This is a genomic window from Pseudovibrio sp. W64, from assembly GCF_001623145.1.
In the GTDB taxonomy this organism is placed as follows: domain Bacteria; phylum Pseudomonadota; class Alphaproteobacteria; order Rhizobiales; family Stappiaceae; genus Pseudovibrio.
Genome location: NZ_LMCI01000014.1, coordinates 128276 through 151687, shown reverse-complemented (window position 1 = coordinate 151687; position 23412 = coordinate 128276). Strand labels below are relative to the sequence as shown.

At 51.3% G+C, this 23412-nt stretch carries 18 protein-coding genes; 9 read left to right on the top strand and 9 right to left on the bottom strand.

Translation table 11 applies throughout. The annotated features are described in order from the left end of the window. Positions 1–211 precede the first annotated feature (211 nt). The 3 genes from PsW64_RS08645 to PsW64_RS08635 form a co-directional block, all read right to left on the bottom strand. Complete coding sequence (locus tag PsW64_RS08645; protein ID WP_063303347.1) at positions 212–1042, bottom strand: DUF3883 domain-containing protein; 831 nt, start codon at positions 1040–1042, stop codon at positions 212–214. A 75-nt stretch (positions 1043–1117) separates the two neighbouring features. Next, positions 1118–1648 (bottom strand): GNAT family N-acetyltransferase, encoded by a 531-nt coding sequence (locus PsW64_RS08640; protein ID WP_193757769.1) that lies wholly within the window; start codon positions 1646–1648, stop codon positions 1118–1120. 155 nt (positions 1649–1803) lie between these two features. Then, entirely contained in the window at positions 1804–3612 is a 1809-nt protein-coding gene (locus PsW64_RS08635; protein WP_063303376.1) for a M2 family metallopeptidase, read from the bottom strand. Between the two features lie 297 nt (positions 3613–3909). Between PsW64_RS08635 and PsW64_RS27865 the strand changes: the two genes are divergently transcribed. From PsW64_RS27865 to PsW64_RS08625, 3 genes are all read left to right on the top strand, one after another. After that, positions 3910–4083 carry a hypothetical protein gene (locus tag PsW64_RS27865; RefSeq protein ID WP_208980662.1) on the top strand — a complete coding sequence of 58 codons (174 nt, stop codon included), beginning with the start codon at positions 3910–3912 and terminating at the stop codon, positions 4081–4083. 282 nt (positions 4084–4365) lie between these two features. After that, positions 4366–5070 carry an aquaporin Z gene (aqpZ, locus tag PsW64_RS08630; RefSeq protein ID WP_057463164.1) on the top strand — a complete coding sequence of 235 codons (705 nt, stop codon included), beginning with the start codon at positions 4366–4368 and terminating at the stop codon, positions 5068–5070. A 235-nt stretch (positions 5071–5305) separates the two neighbouring features. Further along, positions 5306–7381, top strand: coding sequence for a TonB-dependent receptor domain-containing protein (locus PsW64_RS08625; RefSeq protein ID WP_063303345.1), 2076 nt, complete (start codon positions 5306–5308; stop codon positions 7379–7381). Between the two features lie 152 nt (positions 7382–7533). On the opposite strand, the gene PsW64_RS08620 is transcribed toward PsW64_RS08625, so the two are convergent. Further along, complete coding sequence (locus PsW64_RS08620; RefSeq protein WP_063303344.1) at positions 7534–8352, bottom strand: HesA/MoeB/ThiF family protein; 819 nt, start codon at positions 8350–8352, stop codon at positions 7534–7536. Between the two features lie 16 nt (positions 8353–8368). Further along, positions 8369–9454 (bottom strand): heat-inducible transcriptional repressor HrcA, encoded by a 1086-nt coding sequence (hrcA, locus tag PsW64_RS08615; RefSeq protein ID WP_057463266.1) that lies wholly within the window; start codon positions 9452–9454, stop codon positions 8369–8371. Between the two features lie 191 nt (positions 9455–9645). Here hrcA and rph point away from each other — a divergent pair, with 191 nt between their 5' ends. From rph to PsW64_RS08585, 6 genes are all read left to right on the top strand, one after another. After that, positions 9646–10365, top strand: coding sequence for a ribonuclease PH (rph, locus tag PsW64_RS08610; protein WP_082596820.1), 720 nt, complete (start codon positions 9646–9648; stop codon positions 10363–10365). Continuing rightward, positions 10365–11006 carry an RdgB/HAM1 family non-canonical purine NTP pyrophosphatase gene (gene rdgB, locus PsW64_RS08605; protein ID WP_063294365.1) on the top strand — a complete coding sequence of 214 codons (642 nt, stop codon included), beginning with the start codon at positions 10365–10367 and terminating at the stop codon, positions 11004–11006. Before rph ends, rdgB begins: the two co-directional genes overlap by 1 nt. A 78-nt stretch (positions 11007–11084) precedes the next feature. Next, the gene (gene hemW / locus PsW64_RS08600) at positions 11085–12248 is read left to right on the top strand and encodes a radical SAM family heme chaperone HemW (protein ID WP_063294364.1); all 1164 of its coding nucleotides are present in this window, start codon (positions 11085–11087) and stop codon (positions 12246–12248) included. A 372-nt stretch (positions 12249–12620) separates the two neighbouring features. Next, entirely contained in the window at positions 12621–14141 is a 1521-nt protein-coding gene (gene phaZ / locus PsW64_RS08595) for a polyhydroxyalkanoate depolymerase (RefSeq protein WP_063303375.1), read from the top strand. A gap of 108 nt (positions 14142–14249) precedes the next feature. Further along, positions 14250–14663 carry a DUF2852 domain-containing protein gene (locus PsW64_RS08590; protein ID WP_063303343.1) on the top strand — a complete coding sequence of 138 codons (414 nt, stop codon included), beginning with the start codon at positions 14250–14252 and terminating at the stop codon, positions 14661–14663. A 176-nt stretch (positions 14664–14839) separates the two neighbouring features. Next, positions 14840–15583, top strand: a complete 744-nt coding sequence (locus tag PsW64_RS08585; RefSeq protein ID WP_063303342.1) for a M48 family metallopeptidase — start codon at positions 14840–14842, stop codon at positions 15581–15583. On the opposite strand, the gene PsW64_RS08580 is transcribed toward PsW64_RS08585, so the two are convergent. The 4 genes from PsW64_RS08580 to PsW64_RS08560 form a co-directional block, all read right to left on the bottom strand. Then, the gene (locus PsW64_RS08580; RefSeq protein ID WP_244277259.1) at positions 15584–17935 is read right to left on the bottom strand and encodes a transglycosylase domain-containing protein; all 2352 of its coding nucleotides are present in this window, start codon (positions 17933–17935) and stop codon (positions 15584–15586) included. A 337-nt stretch (positions 17936–18272) separates the two neighbouring features. Then, positions 18273–19115, bottom strand: a complete 843-nt coding sequence (locus tag PsW64_RS08570; RefSeq protein WP_153042355.1) for a GNAT family N-acetyltransferase — start codon at positions 19113–19115, stop codon at positions 18273–18275. Between the two features lie 360 nt (positions 19116–19475). Continuing rightward, on the bottom strand, positions 19476–21713 hold the full coding sequence (locus tag PsW64_RS08565; RefSeq protein ID WP_208980660.1) for a PAS domain-containing hybrid sensor histidine kinase/response regulator: 2238 nt from the start codon (positions 21711–21713) through the stop codon (positions 19476–19478). A 64-nt stretch (positions 21714–21777) separates the two neighbouring features. Then, complete coding sequence (locus PsW64_RS08560) at positions 21778–23304, bottom strand: YifB family Mg chelatase-like AAA ATPase (RefSeq protein WP_063303340.1); 1527 nt, start codon at positions 23302–23304, stop codon at positions 21778–21780. Between the last annotated feature and the right edge of the window lie 108 nt (positions 23305–23412).

The window sequence follows — 23412 nt, the reverse complement described above, 5'->3', positions numbered from 1 at the left end:
ACAACCACATAATTGCCAGTGGAGATTGTTATCTGATGTACGCTGATCCCTGATTTCAGCCAACCCGCCGCAAGTTCCAAGCTTGCCTTACAAAATCTAACCCAAGCCCCCCACAAAGAAGCCTTTCTTGAAAGAAAGTCTTATTTTTTAGGTCTACTTACTTGCTCAGCCGACCAACCTATAACAAACGGAAAAAGCATGGGTGTCCTCTTTATTCGGGAACTGCTTTGTAAACCGCAGGCTTCAGCGAGAGGCTCTGGTCCAAAGGCGAGCGCAGCTCGAAACAAGCGGGTTCCTCAAAGAAGTTGTGGACACGGACAAGCACAAACTTCTCCGGCTCATCCTCCGAAAATCTCAGTTCATTCTCGGAGATGTAAAACGGTGTTTCCCGCCCACCATTCGTGGTCTTCACCTCAATGAGCCGCTCAGTACCATCAATTTCGTAAGAGCGAATGTCATACCCAAGCCCATCGCCTTCCTCTTCAGAAGCCCAAATGACTTTCTCGGCTAAGTCAGTTCTTTCAGCTTTCTTCAGCCGTTGTTGCTCTAGTTGAACAACATATGCCTCACCTAGCTTGCCAAGTTCCCGATTGCTCGCATCCCGCTCCGCATAATCCAGCTTTTGAGCCCGACGAACCACACTGCGAGGCTTGGTGAGCTCAATCGTCGAAGCTTGGGACGGTGGCGGAGCGATGTACTCCTCAGGTCCTTCATCAAGCTCCATTCGTTCTTCTGGAACTTGCTGCAAGTCCTCCTGTTGTCGTGCATCTAAGTGCCGTTGAACTGCATCTTTGAGAGATTTTTGATAATGTTCGGCTGGACTGAGGCCAGTGATCCATAGTTGATTGCGGTCTTCCAGAATAGCACTTACATTCTGCTGTTTCCGTCCAATGGCTTTCACCGACCTTGGAATAGAGCGCGCAAGTTCTCTCTGCCGAGCAGCCTTATTGAAACTCTGACCTTGAAGCCCCAACTTCAGCATTTCAAAATACTCAGCGACAAGAAGATCATTCTCCTCGTCTGTCCAATCATCTGCGCCCATGAAAATCTCAAATCAAACAATGTTTGAATTGAAGTTAGCACGTTCATTCTACAACCTTAAGTAGGTTTATGAGCCTTATCTCTCATCCCTCACATAAAGCTCGTGGGGCAATCCATCCTCTGTGGAGTCTTTGCAATAGCGAAAGCCTGCGCGTTGAGAGCAGTGGAGTGCAGAGGTGTTTTCGGATCGGTGACCAACGCAAAAGAACTGATCCTCAGCGCAGACAAGCGGCTTCACATGCTCAACTGCAGCATTCAGCATGACTGTTCCTAGTTGTTGGCCTAGGGAAGCAGGATCGCCGATGTAGTAATCGAAGCTAACACCAGCTGTTATGCCAATTGTACCGGTGCCGTACTCTGGAAAGTCGCGGTTCAGATACCATTGCAGATAACCGAAGGGCGCGCCGTTAAGCTCCGCGATCAGGCAGTTGGTTGGATGATTATTTGAAACGCGGCACGCATAGCGCTTTGTTACTTGCTCAAGCGTGCTGGGCTCACGCTCATAAAAGGGTCGCAGATGGGGTTGGTTGAGCCATTCATGCAATAAAGGCATGTCCGAGACGGTAAGGGCCCTCATTTGAACAGTGATGCTTTGCGCCTCGCTCATGACCAATGCCTCCGTTTTCCCTGCGTTCAAAACTCTAACGAATCCAAGCTGTCGCTGACAGGCCCCAGACAAAACAAACCCCGCCATAAAGACGGGGTTTGATAATATCCGGCGGACTTGTAGGGCATCAAGGCCGGCAGGATTACCTTGCTGGTCTACCAGCCGCAGGATTTGCCAGAATTTTGCTCGTCCAGATAAGCTTGGAGTGGAGCAAAATATTCAAGAATAGCTGTCGCGTCGGCTTCACGGCTTCCGGTGAAGGCCTCCAGGCTGTCCTGCCATGGAAGCGCAGCGCCTGTTTCCAACATCGCGTTGAACTTCTCGCCAACTTCCTTGTTGCCATAGATGGAGCACGCTGCCAGCGGTCCTTCCCATCCTGCAAGGCGACAAGCCTCACGGTAAAACTGGAACTGGAAGATGTGCGCCAGGAAATAGCGCGTGTACGGCACGTTGTTGGGAATGTGGTACTTGGCACCCGGATCAAACGCATCCGCAGCACGGTCAACCGGAGCCGCAACGCCTTGATACTTCTCGCGAAGGTCCCACCAACCGTCGTTATAGGTGTCTGGAGTCAGCTCTCCGTTAAACACCTTCCAGCGCCACTGGTCCACCAGCAAGCCAAATGGCAGAAATGCGATCTTGTCCAGCGCCTGAGCCAACAGGATGTTGGTGTTGACCTCTTCTGAAGCATCAAGCGGCAGAAGGCCGATCTGCTTCAAGTACTTAGGCGTAATGGACAGGCTCACCATGTCGCCAATCGCTTCATGGAATCCGTCGTTCGGATCATCCTGATACATCGGCGACTGGTGATTATAGGCGCGCTGGTAGAAGTTGTGACCCAGTTCGTGGTGAACGGTATTGAAATCCTCACCCGTCACCTCGGTGCACATTTTGATGCGCAGGTCATCCTTGCCATCCACGTTCCAGGCAGATGCATGACACTGCACGTCACGATCACGCGGTTCGGTAATCAACGAGCGCTCAAAAAACGTCTCAGGCAGCGGGTCAAAGCCAAGCGAGGTGAAGAACCCTTCCGCCGTCTTCACCATTTTGAGCGGAGTATAGTTCTGCTTTTCCAGCAACTTGGTCAGGTCGTAGCCTTGCTCGTCCCCATCAGCAGCGACAAGCGGATAGATGTTGCCCCAGGATTGAGCCCACATATTGCCCAGCAAATGCGCAGGAATTGGCCCGTCCGCAGGTACTTTATCGGCTCCGTAATGATCTGCCAGCTTATCGCGTACATAACAATGCAAGCTGTCGTAAAGCGGCTTCACTTCACCCCAGAGGCGATCAACATCCTGCCGGAAATCATCCGGATCCATGTCGTATTTGGAACGCCACATGGAGCCAGTGTCTTTAAAGCCCAGCTCACTGGAACCCTGGTTGGCGATGCCGACCATCTGGGTGTACATGTCCTTCATAGGCGGAGAGACAGTGCGCCAGCCTTTCCAGACTTCCAGCAGCTTATCGTAATCACGACTTGTCGCCATGATGCGGCTGAGCTTGGAAAGAGACAGCGCCTCGCCATCAATCTCATACTTGCCCGTGCCGTAAATGGTTTCCATCTCAGTATTGATCTGCGCAAGCTTCTTGATCTTGGCAGGGTCATTCTCGGGGGCAGGCAATGTCAGGTTCAGCTTCAAAAGCTTCATTTTCCGAGCAAGGTCTGGCGGAAGGTCAAGGCCGTCATACTGCTTGGTCTGATTGGCAAGAGAAACGTAGAGCTTCGTGGTGCGCTCCGACATCAGCGCATTCAGCCAGTTGGTGTCATAGGTGATGAAATTGGCATTCACCCAGGCAACGCGGCCCGCTTCTTCGCCGATCTCCTGAATGGCTTTTTCGGAGGTTTCAATAAACGTTCTCGCATCCTCAACGCTGACTTTCTTCTCGGCGTCAGCCTGTGCTGAACTCAGCGGAATGAGAGCGAGTGAAAGTGCGGGCAATACAGATAACAACCGCTTCAAGGCAGCCTCCCCAACCATGCATATTTTAGAGATTCCAGATGCATTTCTAATGCATAATCTCTCTGTTATGCCGTTACGGTAAGGGTTTTATCCTGTAAGTCTAGCCCGTTTCATCGCGATATTTCTCCTATTTTTAGAGTGATCTAGCAAAATTATTGCATTAGCAATTTAGAAGAATCTTCAACACTGAGCCCGTTTCACGCACATAGCTGCAATGCCTGAAACGGTATAATGATTGCGTTTTAAAACGACATTTTGAGTAAGTGACAGCCCTCCTTGCGAGTCGAGGCAAACTTCATGACGTACTACCTCCAGAAGCTGTCCGCTGTTCATTTGACGCCGGTTGAAGACAAAGAAAATGAGGCTGCTGCTCTGGCAACGGTTCAAACATTCGCCGTAGCGTTTGGTACCCGCTCTTGCGGACCGCATTGCCAAGTCAACTGGTTTCAACAGTACGGCGGGTATCGCTAACTCAGCCTTTTGGCTCTTCTCCAGTTTCGCGGTCTTTGGCATTCTCGGCATATTCAGCACATGCAAAATCACCAATTGGCATGCATGTGCCGAGCTGAAAGAGGCTGAGGCACATTTCTAACCATATGAAGAAAAAAGAAGTTCCGCCTCCATTCATGCTAGTGCCCTCCTAAAGATCTAGCAATGCATGCTTAAGGCAATCGTTAGATTTCTGGTTACCCTAAACGTAAGTTAGAAATCTCACTGTGATACCTCCCTCAAATCAATATGAGGAGAAGTGTCATGTTGAGGAAGCTAGGCGCAGAATTTGTAGGAACCTTTGCTCTGGTCTCCGCTGTGTGCGGCGGGGCATTGGTGTCCTATGCACCGGTTGAGTGGTATGGCGGATCTGGCTTGCTGGGCGTTGCCTTTGCAGTTGGTCTTTCAGTTGTCTGTATGGCTTACGCATTCGGCAATGTGTCAGGTGCTCATTTCAATCCATCGGTGACCATCGGCCTTTGGGCTGCAAAACGGTTCCCAACCTCAGATGTAGTCCCCTACATCATCGCACAGGTGATTGGCGGCACAACAGCAGCCTTTGTATTCTGGATCATTCTCGCCCATGGCCCGGGTGACCCTCCGGGTTTTGCTTCCAACGGTTATGGAGAGCATTCCAACGGCGGCTTTTCTGAAATTGCGGTCGGCATTACCGAAATCACAGTCACAGCGCTGTTCCTGATTGTTATTATTGGTGCAACCTCCAAAAAAGCACCCGCAGCCCTCGCTCCGCTTGCCATCGGCCTGATGCTGACATGCATGCACATCATCGCGATCCCCATCTCGGGTGCATCTTTAAACCCGGCTCGGTCCACGGCAACAGCGATTGTCAACGGTGGTTGGGCACTGGACCAGCTTTGGTTGTTCTGGCTGGCACCAATAGTTGGAGCGCTTATCGGGGCGGCAGTCTGCTGGATCATCGGCACTTGTGGTCGTGAAGAAACAGATTAACCAACGGAGATGCAATCGTTTTTTGGCCTCCTTCGCAGTCAGGAACCTGCGAAGGAGGCTTTTCTGATGAATGCACTCAATCCCCAGCTAGGGAAAAACCCTCAATTTAAAACTTGACTATTATATTCATATTTATAAAACACGGATAGAAACAACGTTTGCAGAACGCAAACACAAGCTAGCCAAAGCAGCGTCTCAGCCAGCTACTCCCATAAAAATTCAGACTGAGGCGACCATGTCCATTTCGCGCTATTCCCGTGCGGCCCTCCTGGCCAGCACAACCCTCTCGCTCGCCCTGATTTCTGCGGCTGTTTCAGCGCAGGAAGCTAAACAGCCTGTTGCTGCCGACAGCTCTGCAACCATGCTGGATGAAATCATTGTTTCAGCAGGTAAAGAGAAGGTGGCGATTGATACACCTCAGGCTGTGACTTCAGTCTCTCAGGAGCAAATTGAAGTAGCCCAAGCAAGCACATTGGGTGAGATCCTCGATGCGGTTCCGGGGATCACCACTATAAATGCCGACAATGCGCTGGGGCAGTCCATCAATATTCGCGGCATCGGTTCTGCTCTCGGTTCCGGTGAAAACCGTAATATCATTCAAGTGGATGGCGTCACCTCCTACTTCGAGATGTACCGTGCAGGCTCTTTCTTCTTCGATTCTGAATTGCTTAAGGAAGTCGAGGTTCTGCGTGGACCAGCTGCCTCCACATTGTTCAGCGCAGGCGCGCTTGGTGGTGTGGTCAGTGCGCGCACGAAAGATGCTAGCGATTTGTTGGAGGGAGATGACAAACTGGCTGTCCGCACCAAAGCCATGTGGGACTCGAACGGCAATGGTGCGCGAAGCACAGTTACAGTCGCTGCCCGACCGCTGGAAAATCTGGAGCTATTGGTCAACCTGAACTATGGCCGTGATGGAGATTATGAGGGCGCTGATGGCGCAGACCTCGGCAACTCCCGCATGACAGATCTCTCGGGCCTCGCCAAGCTGAAATACAGCTTCGGTGCCGATAACGATCAATCTCTTACTGCAAGCTATTTCAACGTCAATAAGTCTGGGTATGGCCTATATGACCAGACAACCTTTAGTCCCGGATTTGGTTATGCAGACCAAACAACAAGCGAACAACAGGCACTGCTTGCTTATGAAAACGCTTTTTCTGGCAATGATTTGTTGGATGTAAAAGCGCAGGTATCCTGGAGCCAGACCAAGCGTGATTTGGATGATATTACGTTCCGCGCAGGTCCTGGTGCTCCTTTGGGAACTGAAGCTGAGTACGTCTACAACAATTGGCAGGCAAAACTGGAAAACACATCGGAATTTCGGCTTTCCGAAGGTGTAGAAACCTACTTCACCTACGGGGTGGAAGGGAAATATCAGGAGCGTCTTAACCCGCGTCTGAATCCGGATGGAAGCTCAACGCGGGGCTCCTCATCTCATCCAGAAGGTGAAACACATGCCCTTGGTGTGTTCGGGCAGGCTGAGTTTGTAATTCATGACCGCCTTACACTCATTCCTGGAATGCGTGTTGACCATTCTCGCCTGAAGCCGGGGACTGGCGTGGCTCTGCGTAAAGATTTGGATGAGAGGGCCTATTCTCCAAAACTTGCAGCAATTTATGAGCTGACAAACTGGCTGAATGTCTTTGGTTCTGTTGCACACACAGAACGCATGCCAGTTTTGGATGAAGTTTTCTCGGGTGATGGCTTTACCGATCTCGGAAAAGAAAAATCTAACAATTTTGAAGCTGGCTTAGGCTTTAAATTCAACGACGTATTGTTGGAAAATGATAGCCTTCGCTTCAAAGTAACGGGCTTTTACAACAACATCGACAACTACCTCTATTCCTCTCGCGATCATGCAACGGGCAAGACAATCACAACTGCTATTGATGAGGCGCGGATCAAAGGCATCGAGTTAGAAGCAGGTTATTCCTCTGACAGCTGGTACGGCAATCTAGGTGCTTCAGTCACACGGGGTGACAACCTTTCTGATGATGAATATCTGGATAGCGTAGCGGCAGATAATCTTTTCCTTTCAGTAGGATATAAGATTGCCGACTATAATTTGGATGTTTCCTGGCGCTCTGATTTATACGCAGAACAGGACCGCGTGAACGATGCTGACGATGCTTCGCCAGGTTATGCGCTGCACAGTGCGCGTTTAGCTTGGAAGCCTGAAGATGGGTTCCTTGCAGGCTCAGAAGTGCGCGCAAGCGTGACTAATATCTTCGATCAGCAACACACAGCGCATCTGAGTGAAACCGAAGGCAAAGGCCGGTCCTTCAAGCTTAGCTTGGCGAAAACGTTCTAAGCCTCTCTTCGGTGCGCTGCAAATGCAGTGCGTCTGGCAATGCTGGTGAGACAGGTTTGCCTGAATGAGGCTAGGCCTTCTGTGGCGGAAAGGCCGGGATCGGTGGGGAAGAAATTCTCCGCCGTTTTCTTTTGTAACTCAATTACGCTGGATCAGCCGTGCTCAATTTCCAGCATTTCACTCCATGTTTTTGGAGTGTCGCCGTTGAGCGGGTTCTTTGTAGAGCGTTTGTACTTGATGGTCTCAAAATGCATGCTCAGTGTGTCTGCGAGCAACAAGCGCCCAACCAGACCTTCACCAAACCCAACGATTTCCTTGATCACCTCAAGCGCCTGCAATGTGCCAACCAGGCCTGTCAAAGCACCCAAAACACCCGCCTCTGTGCAGGTTGGTATGGAGCCAGCCTCAGGGCGTTTGGGGAACAGGCAGCGATAAGTTGGGTTGATGTAGTTGCCCTCGTCATCGCGCTCAAATGGTTTCAGCAGCGTAACGGAGCCGTCAAACTGGCCCACAGCAGCGGTAACGAGCGGACGTCCTGCATAAAAACACGCATCCGAAACGAGGTAACGGGTGGCAAAGTTATCAGAGCCATCAACAACGATATGGTAGTCGTTGATCAACGCCATGGCATTTTGCCCACTAATGCGTGTCGGATGCGGAACAACGCGCACATTCGGGTTCAGCCGAGCGATCGCCTCCGCCGCACTGGCAACCTTAGGCTCGCCAAGCTTCTCCGTGTCATGGATGATCTGACGCTGAAGGTTAGACAGCGAAACAACGTCATCATCAACAATACCAATGGTGCCAACGCCAGCCGCCGCCAGGTATTGCAGAACCGGCGCACCAAGCCCCCCTGCTCCAATCACCAAAACACGCGCAGCTTTTAGTTTTTGTTGTCCCGGGCCACCAACATCCCGCAGGACGATGTGGCGGGCATAACGTTCCAGTTCAGAAGCTGTAAGGGAAAGCAATTGGGACTCCAGTAGTTTAACCGAGCATACGGCTCACCAGTCGGGCTGTGTAATCCACCATGGGAATGACACGCGCATAATTGAGACGAGTCGGCCCGATAACACCAAGAACGCCCACAACGCGCTGTTCACTATCGCGGTATGGAGACACGATCAAGGAAGAACCGGAAAGCGAGAACAGCTTGTTTTCTGACCCGATAAAAATACGTACGCCTTCGCCGCCCTTTGCAAGATCAAGCAGGCGGATCAGTTCACTCTTGTTTTCCAAATCATCAAATAGCAGGCGAATACGCTCCAGATCTTCCTTCGCACCCACGTTTTCCAGCAGGTTGGAGCGTCCACGCACGATCAGTGTTCCGGGATCATTCTTGTCTCCACCCCAAACAGCAACACCCGCATCGACTACTTTGGATGTGAGCGTATCCAGCTCAGCCTGAAATTCGTTTCGCTGCCGAACAAGTTCAGATTGTGCATCGGCTAGCGTGCGGTTTCTGATGATGGAGTTGAGGTAGTTCGAGGCTTCAGTCAGCGCAGATGGAGGCAAGCCAGCAGGTAGATCGACAACACGGTTTTCAACGGAGCCATCTTCACTCACCAGCACGACAAGCGCTTTTAGCGGCTCAATCTGCACAAACTCGATATGGCGAAGGGTGGTGTCTGTCTTGTTGGAAAGAACAACCCCCGCCCCGCGGCTCAGGCCAGATAGCATCTGACTGGCTTCGGTCAGGACTTGCTCCGGTGTTTTCTCACCACCTTTAGCCTTCACCTGAACGGCAATCTGCTCGCGCTCTTCCTTGGTCAGGTCGCCAACTTCCAAAAAACCATCCACGAACAGACGAAGACCGGACTGCGTCGGCAAGCGTCCGGCACTGGTGTGCGGAGAGTAGAGCAGCCCATGGTGCTCCAGATCTGCCATTACGTTGCGAATAGAGGCCGGAGACAGAGGCTGCGAAAGCCCACGTGCAAGGTTGCGAGACCCCAACGGTTCGCCGGTATCAAGGTAGTTCTCAACAATGCGCCGGAAGACCTCACGGGAACGTTCATCAAGATCCTCAAGAGGGACAGAAGGAGGAACGCTCGTCACGGTATCGGTACTCCACATCAACAGCAGGTTTGGGCCAAAGCCTGTATTCAATCCCTAACACAGGACAATTGAACAGCCAAAACTCATTTTTAGCAGAAAATAGCCTCTCAAACCAAAACCAGCCTTTGCGCTAACGGCAATCCGCAGCTAAAAGATCCGCAATACCATTTGTGAATTTGTAGCTATTAAGCAACCCGAGGGAGCTTGCCTTGAACCGTCCATCCAAACGTACACCAGAAGAAATGCGTCCAGTCAGCCTGGAGCGCGGTGTTGCAAAACATGCCGAAGGCTCCTGCCTGATCAAATTCGGCGATACCCATGTTCTGTGTACCGCAAGTTTGGAAGAGCGTGTTCCGCCGTGGCTCCGTGGTCAGAACCGTGGCTGGGTAACTGCAGAATACGGCATGCTGCCACGCGCAACTCATGACCGTATGCGCCGTGAATCCTCCGCAGGTAAGCAGTCTGGCCGTACTCAGGAAATCCAGCGTCTCATCGGCCGCTCTCTGCGTGCTGTTGTTGATCTGGGTGCACTGGGCGAGCGTCAGATCTCCGTTGACTGTGATGTCATTCAGGCAGACGGCGGCACCCGTACAGCATCCATCACCGGCGCATGGGTCGCTCTGCACGACTGTCTGAAATGGATGGAAGCGCGCGACATGGTCAAAACCGATAAGGTTCTCAAAGACCACATCGCAGCGATCTCCTGCGGTATCTACGAAGGTACTCCGGTTGCTGATCTGGACTATATCGAAGATTCCTCTGCTGACACTGACGCAAACTTCGTCATGACTGGCAAAGGCGGCATCGTTGAAATTCAGGGTACTGCTGAAGGTGAGCCATTCTCCGAAGAAGAACTCGGCCAGCTCATGGGTCTTGCAAAACAGTCCATTTCCAAACTGGTTGAGCTGCAAAAGCTGACGGTGCTCTGATGCAGGCAGACACAACAGAAAACCGCCGCCTGGAACCTGGCAAGCTCGTGCTTGCCAGTCACAACAAGGGCAAGCTGCGCGAAATTCAGGACATGCTGGCAACGCATGGCTTTGAAGTTCTCTCTGCTGGTGATCTGGATCTGCCAGAGCCAGTGGAAGATGGCGACACGTTTGAAGCAAACGCTGCAATCAAAGCACTTGCTGCGGCAACAGCCACTGGCCTGCCTGCCCTTGCAGATGACAGCGGTTTTTGTGTAAACGGCCTCAACGGTGATCCGGGCATCTACTCCGCACGTTGGGCTGGGCCAGGTAAAGACTTCGGCGTGGCCATGCAGGCCGTGCAGGACAAGTTGACCGAAACGAACGCTACAGACCGGACCGCTTACTTCGTTGCTGTGCTGTGCATGGCATGGCCGGATGGGCACACTCAGTTCTACCGTGGTGAAATCCATGGCGACCTGGCATGGCCTCCGCGCGGTCTGGAAGGCTTCGGCTACGATCCAATGTTCGTTCCGGAGGGTTTTGATAGAACCTTCGGTGAGATGGACAAGCAAGAAAAACACAAAACAAAAGAAGACGAAGCGCTGTCTCATCGCGCCCGTGCCTTTGTTAAGTTTCAAAAAGAGTGCTTGCCGGCGTAATACGCGTTCCCGAAAAGTGGCTTCCAGTTTTCGGATAAGAACTCGTGCAAATGAGCTGGCAAACGCAAAGGAAAAAGAATGACTGTGTCACCGGTTGGCGGCTTTGGGATTTACGTGCATTGGCCTTTTTGTTTGGCAAAATGCCCATATTGCGACTTTAACTCCCACGTGCGCCACCAGCCGGTTTCGCAGGAGCATTACGCCAAAGCTCTGGCAACAGAGCTGGCACGTTATGCGCAGATGGTGCCGGGTCGCACAGTTGACTCCGTCTTCTTCGGCGGCGGCACGCCATCTTTGATGGAGCCGAAAACCGTTGAGACAATCCTCAATGAAGTTGCGCGCCTCTGGCATCTGCCGTCCACCGCTGAAATATCCATGGAAGCCAACCCAACCAGCGTGGAAGCAACCCGCTTTGCAGGCTACAGATCTGCAGGCGTAAACCGCCTCTCCGTTGGTATTCAGGCGTTGGATGACAAAGAGCTGAAGATCCTTGGTCGCCAGCACTCTGTTTCGGAGGCGATTCGAGCTGTTGAAATTGCGCGCAAAACTTTCCCGCGCATCTCGTTTGATCTTATCTACGCCCGCCCCAATCAGACCTTGAAGGTATGGGAGCAAGAGCTCAACCGTGCTATCGATCTGGCCGCTGATCACCTCTCCATGTATCAGCTCACCATTGAAAGCGGCACCATGTTCCAGCGCTTGTATGCAGCTGGAAAGCTGGAGATGCTGGACCCTGATCTAGCCGCAGACATGTTTGACCTGACACAGGAGGTCACCGCAGCACGCGGTTTGCCGGCCTATGAGGTCTCAAACCATGCGGCGCCTGACGCTCAGTGCCAGCACAACCTCATTTACTGGCGTTATGGTGATTACGTCGGTGTTGGACCTGGTGCACACGGCCGATTGACGCTGGAAGATGGCACCAAGCTGGCAACCTCGACTGAAAAACATCCGGAAACATGGCTAGGTTTGGTTGAAAGTCAGGGCCACGGCTCTATCTCTGAAGACATACTTGGTCATGGCGAGCAGGGTGACGAGTTGTTGTTGATGGGTATGCGATTGCATGAAGGCATTGACGTACCACGTTATGAACAGCTCTCTGGCCGTCAGTTCAATCCGCAGAGATTGTTAAATCTGCAGGAAAACGGCATGGTAGAATGGGTGAGCAACACTCGCCTGCGTGCAACGCAAGCAGGCTTTCCCCTACTGGATGCCGTAATTGCTGAGCTGGCTTCCGATTAGCATTCCCAAATAAAATTCATTAGCGATTTCAACTTAGTGAAATAATTGCAGTCGAATTACTCGATTCGATTGGGGTATTAATTTACATATTGTGCAATGCAACATAATTGATTACACTGACATGTACCTCAGCGATGGTGAAGAACCTATTGATCTTCAATGCAAGTTAAGGTTGGTTTGAATTTCTCCATGAGTCTATGTTGCTGAAAAGGTATAGAGCTGTCTATACTTTTGCGGTGCAGCACTTCGGGCTAAAGTGTATTCGTGTTGCGGAAATCAAGAATTACATGAACAAGAGTTGGCTGAAGCGAACGTCTTGGGAGGAAACATTCTGTGCTGTTCTACCACTTGTATGAAATGAACCATGCAGCGATGTCCCCTGTCCGGGCTGCAGCAGACATGACAAGATTGTGCTTTCAAAACCCGCTCAATCCCATGTCACACACGCAGGTTGGTCGCACGGTTGCTGCATCCTGTGAGATGCTTGAGCGCGTAACCCGTCGTTATGGCAAGCCGGAGTTTGAGCTCGACACCACTGTCGTGGATGGCAAAGAAGTAGACATCACGGAAGAAATCATCTGGGCGAAACCATTTTGCGGCCTGTTGCACTTCAAGCGTGATTTACCTCAAAGCAGAAAAGACGATCCTAAAATTCTGATCGTCTCGCCCATGTCTGGCCATTACGCAACTCTTCTGCGTGGCACTGTTGAAGCCTTACTGCCAAATCTGGATGTTTACATCACGGACTGGGAAGACGCGCGACAGGTGCCTGTAGCTGATGGCCGTTTCGACCTGGACGATTACATCGAATACATCATGCAGATGCTGCATTATCTGGGACCAAATACGCACGTTCTGGCGGTTTGCCAGCCATCCGTTCCAGTTTATGCAGCCGTTGCCTTGATGGAAGAGAACGGAGACAAATGCGCTCCGGCGACTATGACGCTGATGGGTGGCCCAATTGACACCCGCGAAGCGCCAACCGCCGTGAATGATCTGGCCGTCGAAAAAGGTATCGACTGGTTCAAGCGCAATGTTGTCATGGAAGTTCCCTTCCCCCACAAAGGGTTCACGCGACAGGTTTATCCGGGCTTCCTCCAGCTTTCTGGCTTCATGAGCATGAATCTGGATCGGCATATGGTTGCCCACCGCGATTTCTTCCAGCATCTGATTGAGGGTGATGGTGACAGCGCTGAGAAGCACCGTGACTTCTATGATGAATATCTCGCTGTTATGGATCTGACCTCCGAATTCTATCTCCAGACCGTGGAAACCGTGTTCATCGAGCATTCGCTGCCAAAAGGCGAAATGATGCATCGTGGCAAGATGGTTGATCCGAAAAAGATCACCGGCACGGCGCTGTTTACCGTTGAAGGCGAAAACGACGACATTTCTGGTGTTGGCCAAACCCAAGCGGCTCAAAAACTGGCTGAAAACATCCCATCCAGGCGCCGGTTGCACTACATCCAGCCGGGTGTAGGCCACTACGGTGTGTTTAACGGTTCAAAGTATCGTTCTGAAATCGCGCCACGTATCGTCAAGTTCATTCAGGATAATCCAAGAAACGTGCGCGCGGAGCAAGTTTCCAAACGTGCAGCGAAAAAGACCCTGCGTGAAAACACCTCTGAGAAAATTGCGGGTGACCCACTACGCGAAATCCTGCTTGCTGAGCCAAAAGGTGCTGCAGATGACCTGCAGTTGATCAGCGGTGTTGGACCTAAACTAGAGCGGGCTTTGAACGGCGCAGGTATCTTCCACTACTGGCAAATTGCAAATCTGACAGAACATCAGGCCGCGGCGCTGGACGATCGTTTGGATATTCGCGGACGCATGGTTCGGGATAATTGGGTTGAGCAGGCACGCCGTCTCAATGAAACAGTGCATTCCAACTGAACGTAAGTGAAGATAACTCATCGTCTAATAAAATTTCATTCTATCTCTTGAAAGTAAAATAAAATCATCCCATCTCAAGCTTGTTGATTTGAGAAAGGGGTGATTTTAATGAATGTAAATGCAATAAAACCCTCCTGGAATCCTCTAAGTATTGCACTTATGGTTCTTGGATTCGTAATTTTCTGGCCTCTTGGCCTTGCTATGCTTGCCTACATCTTATGGGGCGACAACTTTAATGGCTGGAAGCGTGAAGCTAAATGCCAGTGGAATCGTAGCAACTTGAAAAATACGATGGACAATATGCAAAATGCGACCCGCAGCGGTAATGCTGCATTTGACGACTACCGTGAAAAAGAGCTGACCCGCTTGGAAGAAGAGCGCAGAAAGCTTGATAGCATGCGTCAGGAATTCGATGATTACATGAACGACCTGCGTCGGGCTAAAGATCAGGAAGAATTCGACCGCTTCATGAGAAACCGCCACAACCGTCCAGGCGAGCCATCTGCTGGTGAAGCAATCTAGTGGTTCTCAAAGGTTCATAACAAGCATCTGGTGCTCTGCTTTCGCAGGGCACCCTTTTGTGCGTTGAGGCTTACTCGCAAAGCAACACACGCGCTAAAGTAATTCGCACTGGTCGACTTTCAAATCGCCCCTTTCTCTGCAATAACGAGAGCGACCAGTGCAATTTTTGAGGTGATATGGGGTTCTTTGCGACAAAGGTTTTGCCGGAGTTTATTGAGGTGGATCTGGGGCATAAGCCTCTGCAAATCCGCCTGAAGCGTAACTCCAGAGCAAAGCGCTATATCCTCAGAATTCCCCCTGGAGACCCAACACCCGTCATCACTGTTCCTGCCCGTGGCAATTTGAAGACAGCCCAGGATTTCGCCAACCGGCAAGTCGAGTGGTTGAAGCAAAGACTGGGTTCTCGTCCGGATACCATCAAATTTGAAGAGGGTGCGCGCATCCCCATTAAAGGTGTCCTGCACACCTTGCGGTCTTCTGGCAAACTGCGTGGGCTTGCGAAGCTTGATCTCGAAGAAGAGACGGATGAACCGCTGTTGTTGCTGCCGGGCGAAACCCAAAGCTTTCATCGTAAAACCAAAGATTTTCTGCGCAAATCAGCCAAAGAAGCTCTTGAGGCACACGTACAACACTTCACAAAGAAGCTTGGACGCAATTATCATAGCATCACACTACGAGACACCAAGAGCCGTTGGGGATCCTGCTCGTATGATGGGAAACTATCGTTCTCCTGGCGCCTTGTGATGGCACCACCCGACATTCTGGAGTACGTAGCCGCTCACGAAGTTGCTCACTTGGTGAAACTGGATCATTCACCAGAGTTCTGGCGTGTTTGTGAGCAGTTAGCACCCCACACAAATCAAGCCCAACGCTGGCTCAAAGAGCACGGTTCTCAACTTCACCTTTTCGGACAGGAATAGCTAACCACCGCCAAACAACCTTCCAAGCAGGTCCAGAGGGCTTGTGCTGGTGTTGTTTTGCGGGCGCGGAGCTGTTGTTGCTTGAACAGCAGGCCTTGGTGGCTGAGGAGCTGCCACAAATGTTGGTTGACGACGCGTAGGCGCAGTGCCCGGTTTCAACAATGGTGATGTTTCGGCAAGATTAATCGGCACACCCGGCAGTCTGGCAATCGGGATACCCTGATGCTCTGTCTCCATCACCCATGCCCAGATTTCTGCTGGTAGTGTACCTCCACTCACCTTCTTCATCGGCTTGTTATTATCATTCCCAAGCCAAACCGCAGTGGTGAGTGAGTTTGTATAACCAATGAACCACGCATCTTTGTAGCCTTGCGTTGTACCGGTTTTGCCTCCCGCCGGTCGTCCAGCCAACAGCGCGCGTTTTCCTGTGCCTCCATAGACTGTTTGTGCCATCATAGTATTGATTTCACTCAGCTTATCTCCACGAACAACGCGTCCTGTACCATCACCGGAACGGCGATAAAGCACTTTGCCATGTTCATTTCGAATTTGCCGTACCACATGAGGAACGACACCATATCCGCCATTGGAGAAAGGCACATACGCAGCTGCAATTTCAAGCGGGGTGACCTCAGAAGTTCCAAGAGCGATGGACGGATTGGACTTCAGCGCGGATGTAATGCCCAGACGGCGCGCTGTACGCGCCACATTGGCCGGGCCAACCTCATGCGCCAACTTTGCTGCAACGGTGTTGATCGAAAATGCAAGCGCTTGTGTCAGTGTCACATCGCCGTAGTATCGCTTGGTGTAGTTCTTCGGCGTCCAACCCCTGTAGGTGACACGAGCATCCCTGCGGACAGTATTAGGGGTCATACCCCGTTCCAACGCAGCAAGATAAACAAACGGTTTGAAGGCAGATCCCGGCTGTCTGCGTGCATATACAGCGCGGTTGAACTGGCTTTTCCGATAATCAACACCACCAACCAGAGCACGGATTGCACCGCTGCGATTGAGCGTAACAACCGCGCCTTGAGTGACATTAAACTCTCGGCGAGACTCCGCAATTCGAGTGGTCAGCGCTGTCTCTGCCGCTTGCTGCATATCCCAATCGATGGTGGTATCGACGATGATGTCTTCACCAATAGAGCCGACGAAGCCGGGTAGCAACTCCATCACGTAATCAGCAACATAATTGCCACTGCTACTGTTGTGGCTTGTAACCACGTGCGCTGGGTTGAACAATGCGTTCTTGGCGTCATCAGCGGTGATGAAGCCAGCCTTGTGCATTGATGCGATCACCACCTGCGCACGACCCTCTGCAAGAGCGGCATTGCGTGTGGGTGCATATTTACTAGGTGCTTTCAGCAGTCCTGCAATGGTTGCCGCTTCAGCGAGGTTGATGAGATGAGCGGATTTACCAAAATAAACCCGCGACGCGGCATCAACACCATAAGCCCCGGCTCCGAGATAGACCCGGTTAAGGTACATCTCCAGAATTTCGTCCTTGCTGTAATTCCACTCCAACCACAGCGCCATCACCACTTCCTGCATCTTACGTCGCATGGTGCGCTCAGGCTTTAGGAACAGGTTCTTCGCCAGCTGCTGTGTGAGTGTTGACCCGCCCTGCACAGTGCGCCCGCTGGTGTAATTGACAAATGCAGCGCGGGCAAGACCGATTGGATCGATGCCGAAATGATACCTGAACCGCCTGTCTTCGATAGCCATCACAGCTTCAGGCAGATACGTAGGTAACTGCTCCAGACGGACCGCCTCTCCACCGGTATCGCCACGATTGGCAATCAAGGTGCCGTTTGCTGAAACGATGCGCACGTTAGGTGGGCGTTGTGGAACAGCCCACTCCGAAGCTGGTGGCAAATGCGCAGCGTAATAGGTGAGAATTCCGCCAACAACGACGATCCCCCAAATGCCAAGTACGACGCTCCAATACATGGAAAAGCGAAAGGACTTCCACAAGAACCGCCGAAACTTGCTTTGGCTCTTTGGCTTGCCAGAAGAGGTCGCTGCATCAAGAGCTGCCAGTGTCTGTTGACGTGCCTTGCGGCTAGGTTTTTTGGCAGGCTTCTTGACTGGCATTCCTTGCGCAGGTCTGGGACGCTGAGGAGCAGGTTTTCTGGCCTGTGCCGTTGGGTTTTGCGGTGAAGAGCGTTGCCCTGATGATGATTGCTTGCTTGGAGCGTTGGCTTTGCTCGGACGGCGAATATAATCTTCGACCTCGTCCGGACGCAATGCGACGCCTTGTAAGCGTGGGCGTTGAGGTTGTGCTGGGCGTTTTGGCCGCTGTCCTTCGGGATGTTGAGGCGGCTTGCCGGAAGGGCGTTGCCCGGGGCGCATTGGCCTCCGTTTTCTGCCATTTCCATTTTGGCCTGTCGCCATAACTCTAAAACACCCCAGTACCGATCACTCAAATTTTGGGCAAATATTGCCATGAAAGATTGAGCAAGCCTGAACAAACTCAGGCTGCTGACCGCTTGGGAGGGAGATCGCAACCTGGATACAAAACACGAACGATTTTAGGGAAACACGCTTAATTGAGCGTTAAGCTATTGGGGTGAATTGCGCGCAGTTGGCTGAGAAATGCCAAAAATATGCAGAGATGCTAGCGCTTCTACGCAAATAAAAAAGGGCGGAAACCCGCCCTCTCCATTTTGAGATACTAGTAGCTCTGTGATCAGCTGGAATACCGGCTGGCATCTTGACCATAGTAGTTCACATAGCGTGAGTTCAGCTTGGACACTGGCATGATGATCAAAACATCAGTGGTACCGAACTGGTGATCAACAACTGCTCCGTTACCGATATAGGCGCCAAGGCGTAGATATCCTTTAATCAGCGGTGGCAGAGAACGTAGCGCAGCGCGTTGATCCACCTGATCTTTCGCAATGCGGTTCATCTCCACATACTGGTCCGGCAGTGCTGATACATGCCATTCTTCTGGCGCACTAGCAAAGTGATGCAGGAAGGAAAGCTGCTCAACAAGAAGATCAGGATCAGTACCTTCGATAGAGGCACAGCCAATCATAACATCTACATTATGCGTCAGCACATAAGACCAGATGCCATGCCATAGCAATTCTACGGTCTTCTTGGTGCGATAAGGTTTCAAAACACAAGAACGACCGAGTTCCATGAAATTCAGATCACTGTGGCGATCCAGAATCCCTTGAATATCAAACTCACCTGCTGTGTAGAAACCGCCATTGAGCTGTGCAAGTTCCTGACGGAGCAGTCGGTAAGTGCCTACAATCTGTGGCTTGAGTTTGGAAAATGGTTTGTTGCGAACCTGACTGTTGTGATCAACGACCAATAGATGATCACAAATCTCGTCATAACTGTCGCGATCAAGACGCGATAACTGAGTTTGTGCATCTGCAATAGCGGACATCTCTTCGTAAAACACTTCGTAGCGTAAACGCTGAGATTGCTTGAGTTCTTTGGCTCCGTTGGAAAGACGAACCTCGAGTGGGCCGACCTTACCGAGGCTTTGTCCTGCCTCCGGCATTTTTCCAAGCATTGCCTGAGGGATCCACCGTGGCGTAGGTCGCCCTGACAACTTGCTCGGTGTAAACTTTTTTAGGACTTTCATCGGGGAGATATGTCCAGATCCAGCCATACTATTATTATCTCATATTGCTTAGGTGTTTATGAAACAATGCAATAATGAGAACGCCTTTCTGAATTTGCACCAATCGAGTCACCCATGTCAATTTTGGGTAGTCAATCTGTGATATAAGCCCATTTTAGGACAGTTGAGTGACATAACACCAACATTTACCCGCGTAACGACGCTCACATCTGCTAAACAATGCTGCGGTCGCGGTTAATCTGAGTATAACAACCGCCTCGTGATATTGAACAGGCTAAATATACCGAGCTATCCCTTAGCATAGCGTTTTAAAACAGCTTCGAGATCCTGCTTTTTTAGGGGTTTGCTTAAAAAACCGTCTGCTCCGGCATTAAGAGCCTCTTCTTTTGCGTCTGGCATAACATCTGCTGAAACAACATAAATTGGCACTTTCGATGCAGATTTTTCTTCCCGGCCTCTAATTTTTGAGATGGCTTCAAGTCCATCCAGACCGGGCATGTGCAGATCCATGAGCACAATATCAAACGAGCCGCTGGCACAGAGCGAAACAGCCTTATGCCCATCCTCAGCAAGCGCGGATGTGTGGCCCAGTTTGCCCAGCAATGCTTCAACCAGCATCCAGTTAATTGGATTGTCTTCGGCCACTAACACATTGAGATTTGTACTCTGGCCTTGTGGTGTAGATGCCACCTCTTCTTCTGTGACATCGTTGTCTACCACGTCAGTTTGCAGCGAGCTGGGTGAGAGCACCCGAAGCAGTGAGCTGCGACGAACAGGACGGGTCAAGTAACCGGAGAACTCTCCAGTCTTGATATCGGCAATCCGCGCTCGTTCCTGAGGTTTAATGAGGACAAAGATCTCCGGTGCACTCTCAGATTGCTGCCCATAGAAATTGCGAATGCGTTCTACATATTCTTCACCAACAAGCAAACGGTCAAATTGTGTCGTAAGAGGCAAACCTTCAAGTTCATCTGCTGCCAGAACCTTGGTGTGATTGTAACCGCTTGTGCTCAGCGTTTTATAGACGAGGTCGGCCTCAATCTGATTGCTGGTTATGATCGCGATACGATCATTATGTTCTTTTACAAAGTCCTCTGAAATCTCATCAACTGGCATCTCAAGAAGGAAAGTGGAGCCACAACCCAGCTGGCTTTGAACGGTGAGCGAACTTCCCATAAGTTCCGCGAGTCGTTTGGAAATTGCCAAGCCCAGGCCTGCTCCATCGAACTTGCGGTCTCGCCCATATTCACCCTGTTCAAATTCCCTGAAGATGCGAGCTGCTGTGACGTCATCCATGCCGGGGCCAGTATCTTGAACAGCGAACTCCAACAAGTGGTGGCCTGTAGTATCCGTAGTAACTTGCAGGACTAAAGAAACGCCGCCCTCTTCTGTAAATTTGATCGCGTTTCCAACCAGATTGTATAGGATTTGCTGCAACCGTGCCGGGTCACTCTGGATGGTTTTTGGTACGGCTGGATTGATAAATGAACCAATCTGCAACCCCTTTGCATGGGCTTTGGGAGAGAGCAGCTCCACAACGCGTTCCACTAACGGAGCAAGCTCAACATTACCAGTCTCCAACTCCAGCTTTCCCGCTTCGATCTTGGAATAATCAAGAACCTCATCGATGAGCATTAAAAGTGTGGAGCCTGAAGTTCTGATCGCATTAATGTAATTTTGCTGCTCTGCAGTGGTTGTCGTGTCATCCAACAAATCTGCCATGCCCAAGACACCGTTTAAGGGCGTGCGAATTTCGTGACTGACCATCGCAAGGAAGCGAGATTTTGCCTCGCTGGCATTTGCTGCATGGTCGCGATCTTCTCGCAGCTTTTGCTCTGCTTGTCGCCTATCTGTGACATCTGTCAGGATCCACTGAATGATAGGAGCTCCACCGCTGCCATCGCGAATGCTCAGGCGCAGGAGTGAATACCAGCGGGTGCCATGTTTTGTACGCAAGGCGACATCTTCAGTGGTTCCAGCAGCCCCTTCCTCAAGATCAGGAGTAAAGTCTTCGGCATAAGGCAGATGAATAGCTCCTCCGATCTCAACTCCAAACCCAGCTGGAAAATTGCGTTTACCTGCATCATTGACGGACAGCACCACCCCATTGCTATCACAACGGACTACAATGGCGCCCAGCGCATCCAGAATAGAACGGTGCCGATCATCCGCTTCACGTAATTGCCAGTCAGTATCGCTAGCTAATTCAGATGGGTCTTCAAGTTGCTCCACTTCACTCTGGATTTGAGCCGTTTTCCAACTTTGGGCGATAACATCACTTGCTGGAAACCGGCGAAACAAGACAACGCCAGCCCCAAAAGCAAGCAACACAACATAGAAACCTTGCAAGAATTGCCAATCGGTCAGCAGCAGCGCAATCAGCAAGCATACAACGCCCACGAAAATGGAGAGGCTCTTCAGAACAAAGGAGGATTTCTCGGTGATTTCGCTTTGCTTAATCAGAGACACGCGAGCCTGAGTAACAACATGGGTGCTCTCCTCAGTTTTCAGTCTCCGTTTCAACACAGCTTTTGCTCCACCCGAACTATTTCGGTAAATCAGTAAAATTCAATTGGTAGGATATAACAGATTATGCTGCTGCCAAATAGGCTGAAGAGCGTTTGAAGCTCAGGGCCTCGGCCAGGTGAATGCGCTGAACGGACTCAGATCCATCCATATCTGCGATTGTCCGCGATAGTTTCAAAACACGATGGTAGCCACGTGCAGAAAGACCAAACTGTATGGAGGCCTGTTCAATCAACTCCTTGCTGCCCTGATCCAATGCAACAATTTGCTCGATGGTCCGCGCACTGGCATGTGCATTGACAGTGATATCTAACCCAAGAGAGGCATAGCGAGCTTGCTGTATTGCACGAGCGCGCCCTACACGTTGAGCAACCACCTGCGAACTCTCAGAAGTGCGCGGGCTGATCAGGTCTCTTGCGGAAACCGCGGGAACATGAATTTGCAAATCCATCCGGTCCACGAAAGGCCCGGACACGCGCGACTGGTAAGAACTGGCGCATTTATCACCTCGCCTGCAAGTATGTCCCGGTTCTCCTGCATATCCGCAACGACAAGGGTTCATCGCAGCAACCACTTGCACTATGGATGGATAGCTCACCCGATAATTGGCGCGAACAATCGTCGCCACACCGTTCTCAATAGGCTGCCTCAAGCTGTCCAGAACGGAGCTATCGAACTCTGGCAGTTCATCCAAAAAAAGCACACCATTGTGAGCCATGGACACTTCGCCAGGTCTGGCCTTTATGCCTCCGCCAACCAGTGAAGCCATGGATGCGGAGTGATGTGGTGCCCGGAAGGGGCGTTGATTGCTCAAAGCGCCATCTTCCAACTCTCCTGAAATGGAAGCGATCATGGATACTTCCAGCAGTTCGCGAGCTGAAAGTGGTGGCAATAGAGCGGGTAACCTGCTTGCGAGCAAGGTTTTTCCTGAGCCTGGAGGGCCGACCATCATCAGGTTATGAGAGCCAGCTGCAGCAATCTCCAGTGCCCGCTTCGCTGTTTCCTGACCTCGAATATCGGCAAGGTCCAGTGAACTGGCAGCTTGTGGAGAGCTGCGCGGTTTTGGGGCAGAAAGAGTAATATCACCTTTCAATGCGCGGTAGAGCTGAACCAGTGATCCCGCGGCCATAATCTTCAGGTTCTCATCCGCCCATGCCGCTTCAGAGCCGCAACTTGCCGGACAGATCAAACCTTTCTCGTTTGCAACAGCAGCGATTGCAGCTGGGAGGGCTCCGTTGACGTGCGAAATGCTGCCATCCAGTGAGAGCTCACCTAGTACGAGGAAGCCTTCGACAGCTTCCGCAGGCAGTGCCCCCATCGCCACCAAGAGGCCAAGTGCAATTGGAAGGTCATAATGAGATCCTTCCTTTGGCAGGTCAGCCGGAGCCAGATTAACCGTCACACGTTTGGCGGGGAGCGCCAAGCCGGAGGCAATGAGAGCTGAACGAACCCGCTCTTTGCTCTCTGCAATTGCCTTGTCGGGCAGGCCCACAAGAGTGAAATAGACGGATCCGGGGCTAATCTGGACCTGCACGTCAACATTTGCAGCGTCGACACCCTGAAAGGAAACGGTAGAGATGCGAGCAAACACCTGACACTCCTGCGGCCACAATTAATCATCATTGTAGTAATTAAGCAGGAACGAATGAGAAACACACAAGCCTTGAATACTCAGAAATACGAAAGCTCCCCTAAGAAA

Coding starts and splice junctions, on each gene's coding strand:
- PsW64_RS08645 (WP_063303347.1), bottom strand. CDS start 1,042: ATGGGCGCAGATGATTGGACAGACGAGGAGAATGATCTTCTTGTCGCT.
- PsW64_RS08640 (WP_193757769.1), bottom strand. CDS start 1,648: ATGAGCGAGGCGCAAAGCATCACTGTTCAAATGAGGGCCCTTACCGTC.
- PsW64_RS27865 (WP_208980662.1), top strand. CDS start 3,910: ATGACGTACTACCTCCAGAAGCTGTCCGCTGTTCATTTGACGCCGGTT.
- aqpZ (WP_057463164.1), top strand. CDS start 4,366: ATGTTGAGGAAGCTAGGCGCAGAATTTGTAGGAACCTTTGCTCTGGTC.
- PsW64_RS08625 (WP_063303345.1), top strand. CDS start 5,306: ATGTCCATTTCGCGCTATTCCCGTGCGGCCCTCCTGGCCAGCACAACC.
- hrcA (WP_057463266.1), bottom strand. CDS start 9,454: ATGTGGAGTACCGATACCGTGACGAGCGTTCCTCCTTCTGTCCCTCTT.
- rdgB (WP_063294365.1), top strand. CDS start 10,365: ATGCAGGCAGACACAACAGAAAACCGCCGCCTGGAACCTGGCAAGCTC.
- hemW (WP_063294364.1), top strand. CDS start 11,085: ATGACTGTGTCACCGGTTGGCGGCTTTGGGATTTACGTGCATTGGCCT.
- phaZ (WP_063303375.1), top strand. CDS start 12,621: ATGTCCCCTGTCCGGGCTGCAGCAGACATGACAAGATTGTGCTTTCAA.
- PsW64_RS08590 (WP_063303343.1), top strand. CDS start 14,250: ATGAATGTAAATGCAATAAAACCCTCCTGGAATCCTCTAAGTATTGCA.
- PsW64_RS08585 (WP_063303342.1), top strand. CDS start 14,840: ATGGGGTTCTTTGCGACAAAGGTTTTGCCGGAGTTTATTGAGGTGGAT.
- PsW64_RS08580 (WP_244277259.1), bottom strand. CDS start 17,935: ATGCGCCCCGGGCAACGCCCTTCCGGCAAGCCGCCTCAACATCCCGAA.
- PsW64_RS08570 (WP_153042355.1), bottom strand. CDS start 19,115: ATGCTTGGAAAAATGCCGGAGGCAGGACAAAGCCTCGGTAAGGTCGGC.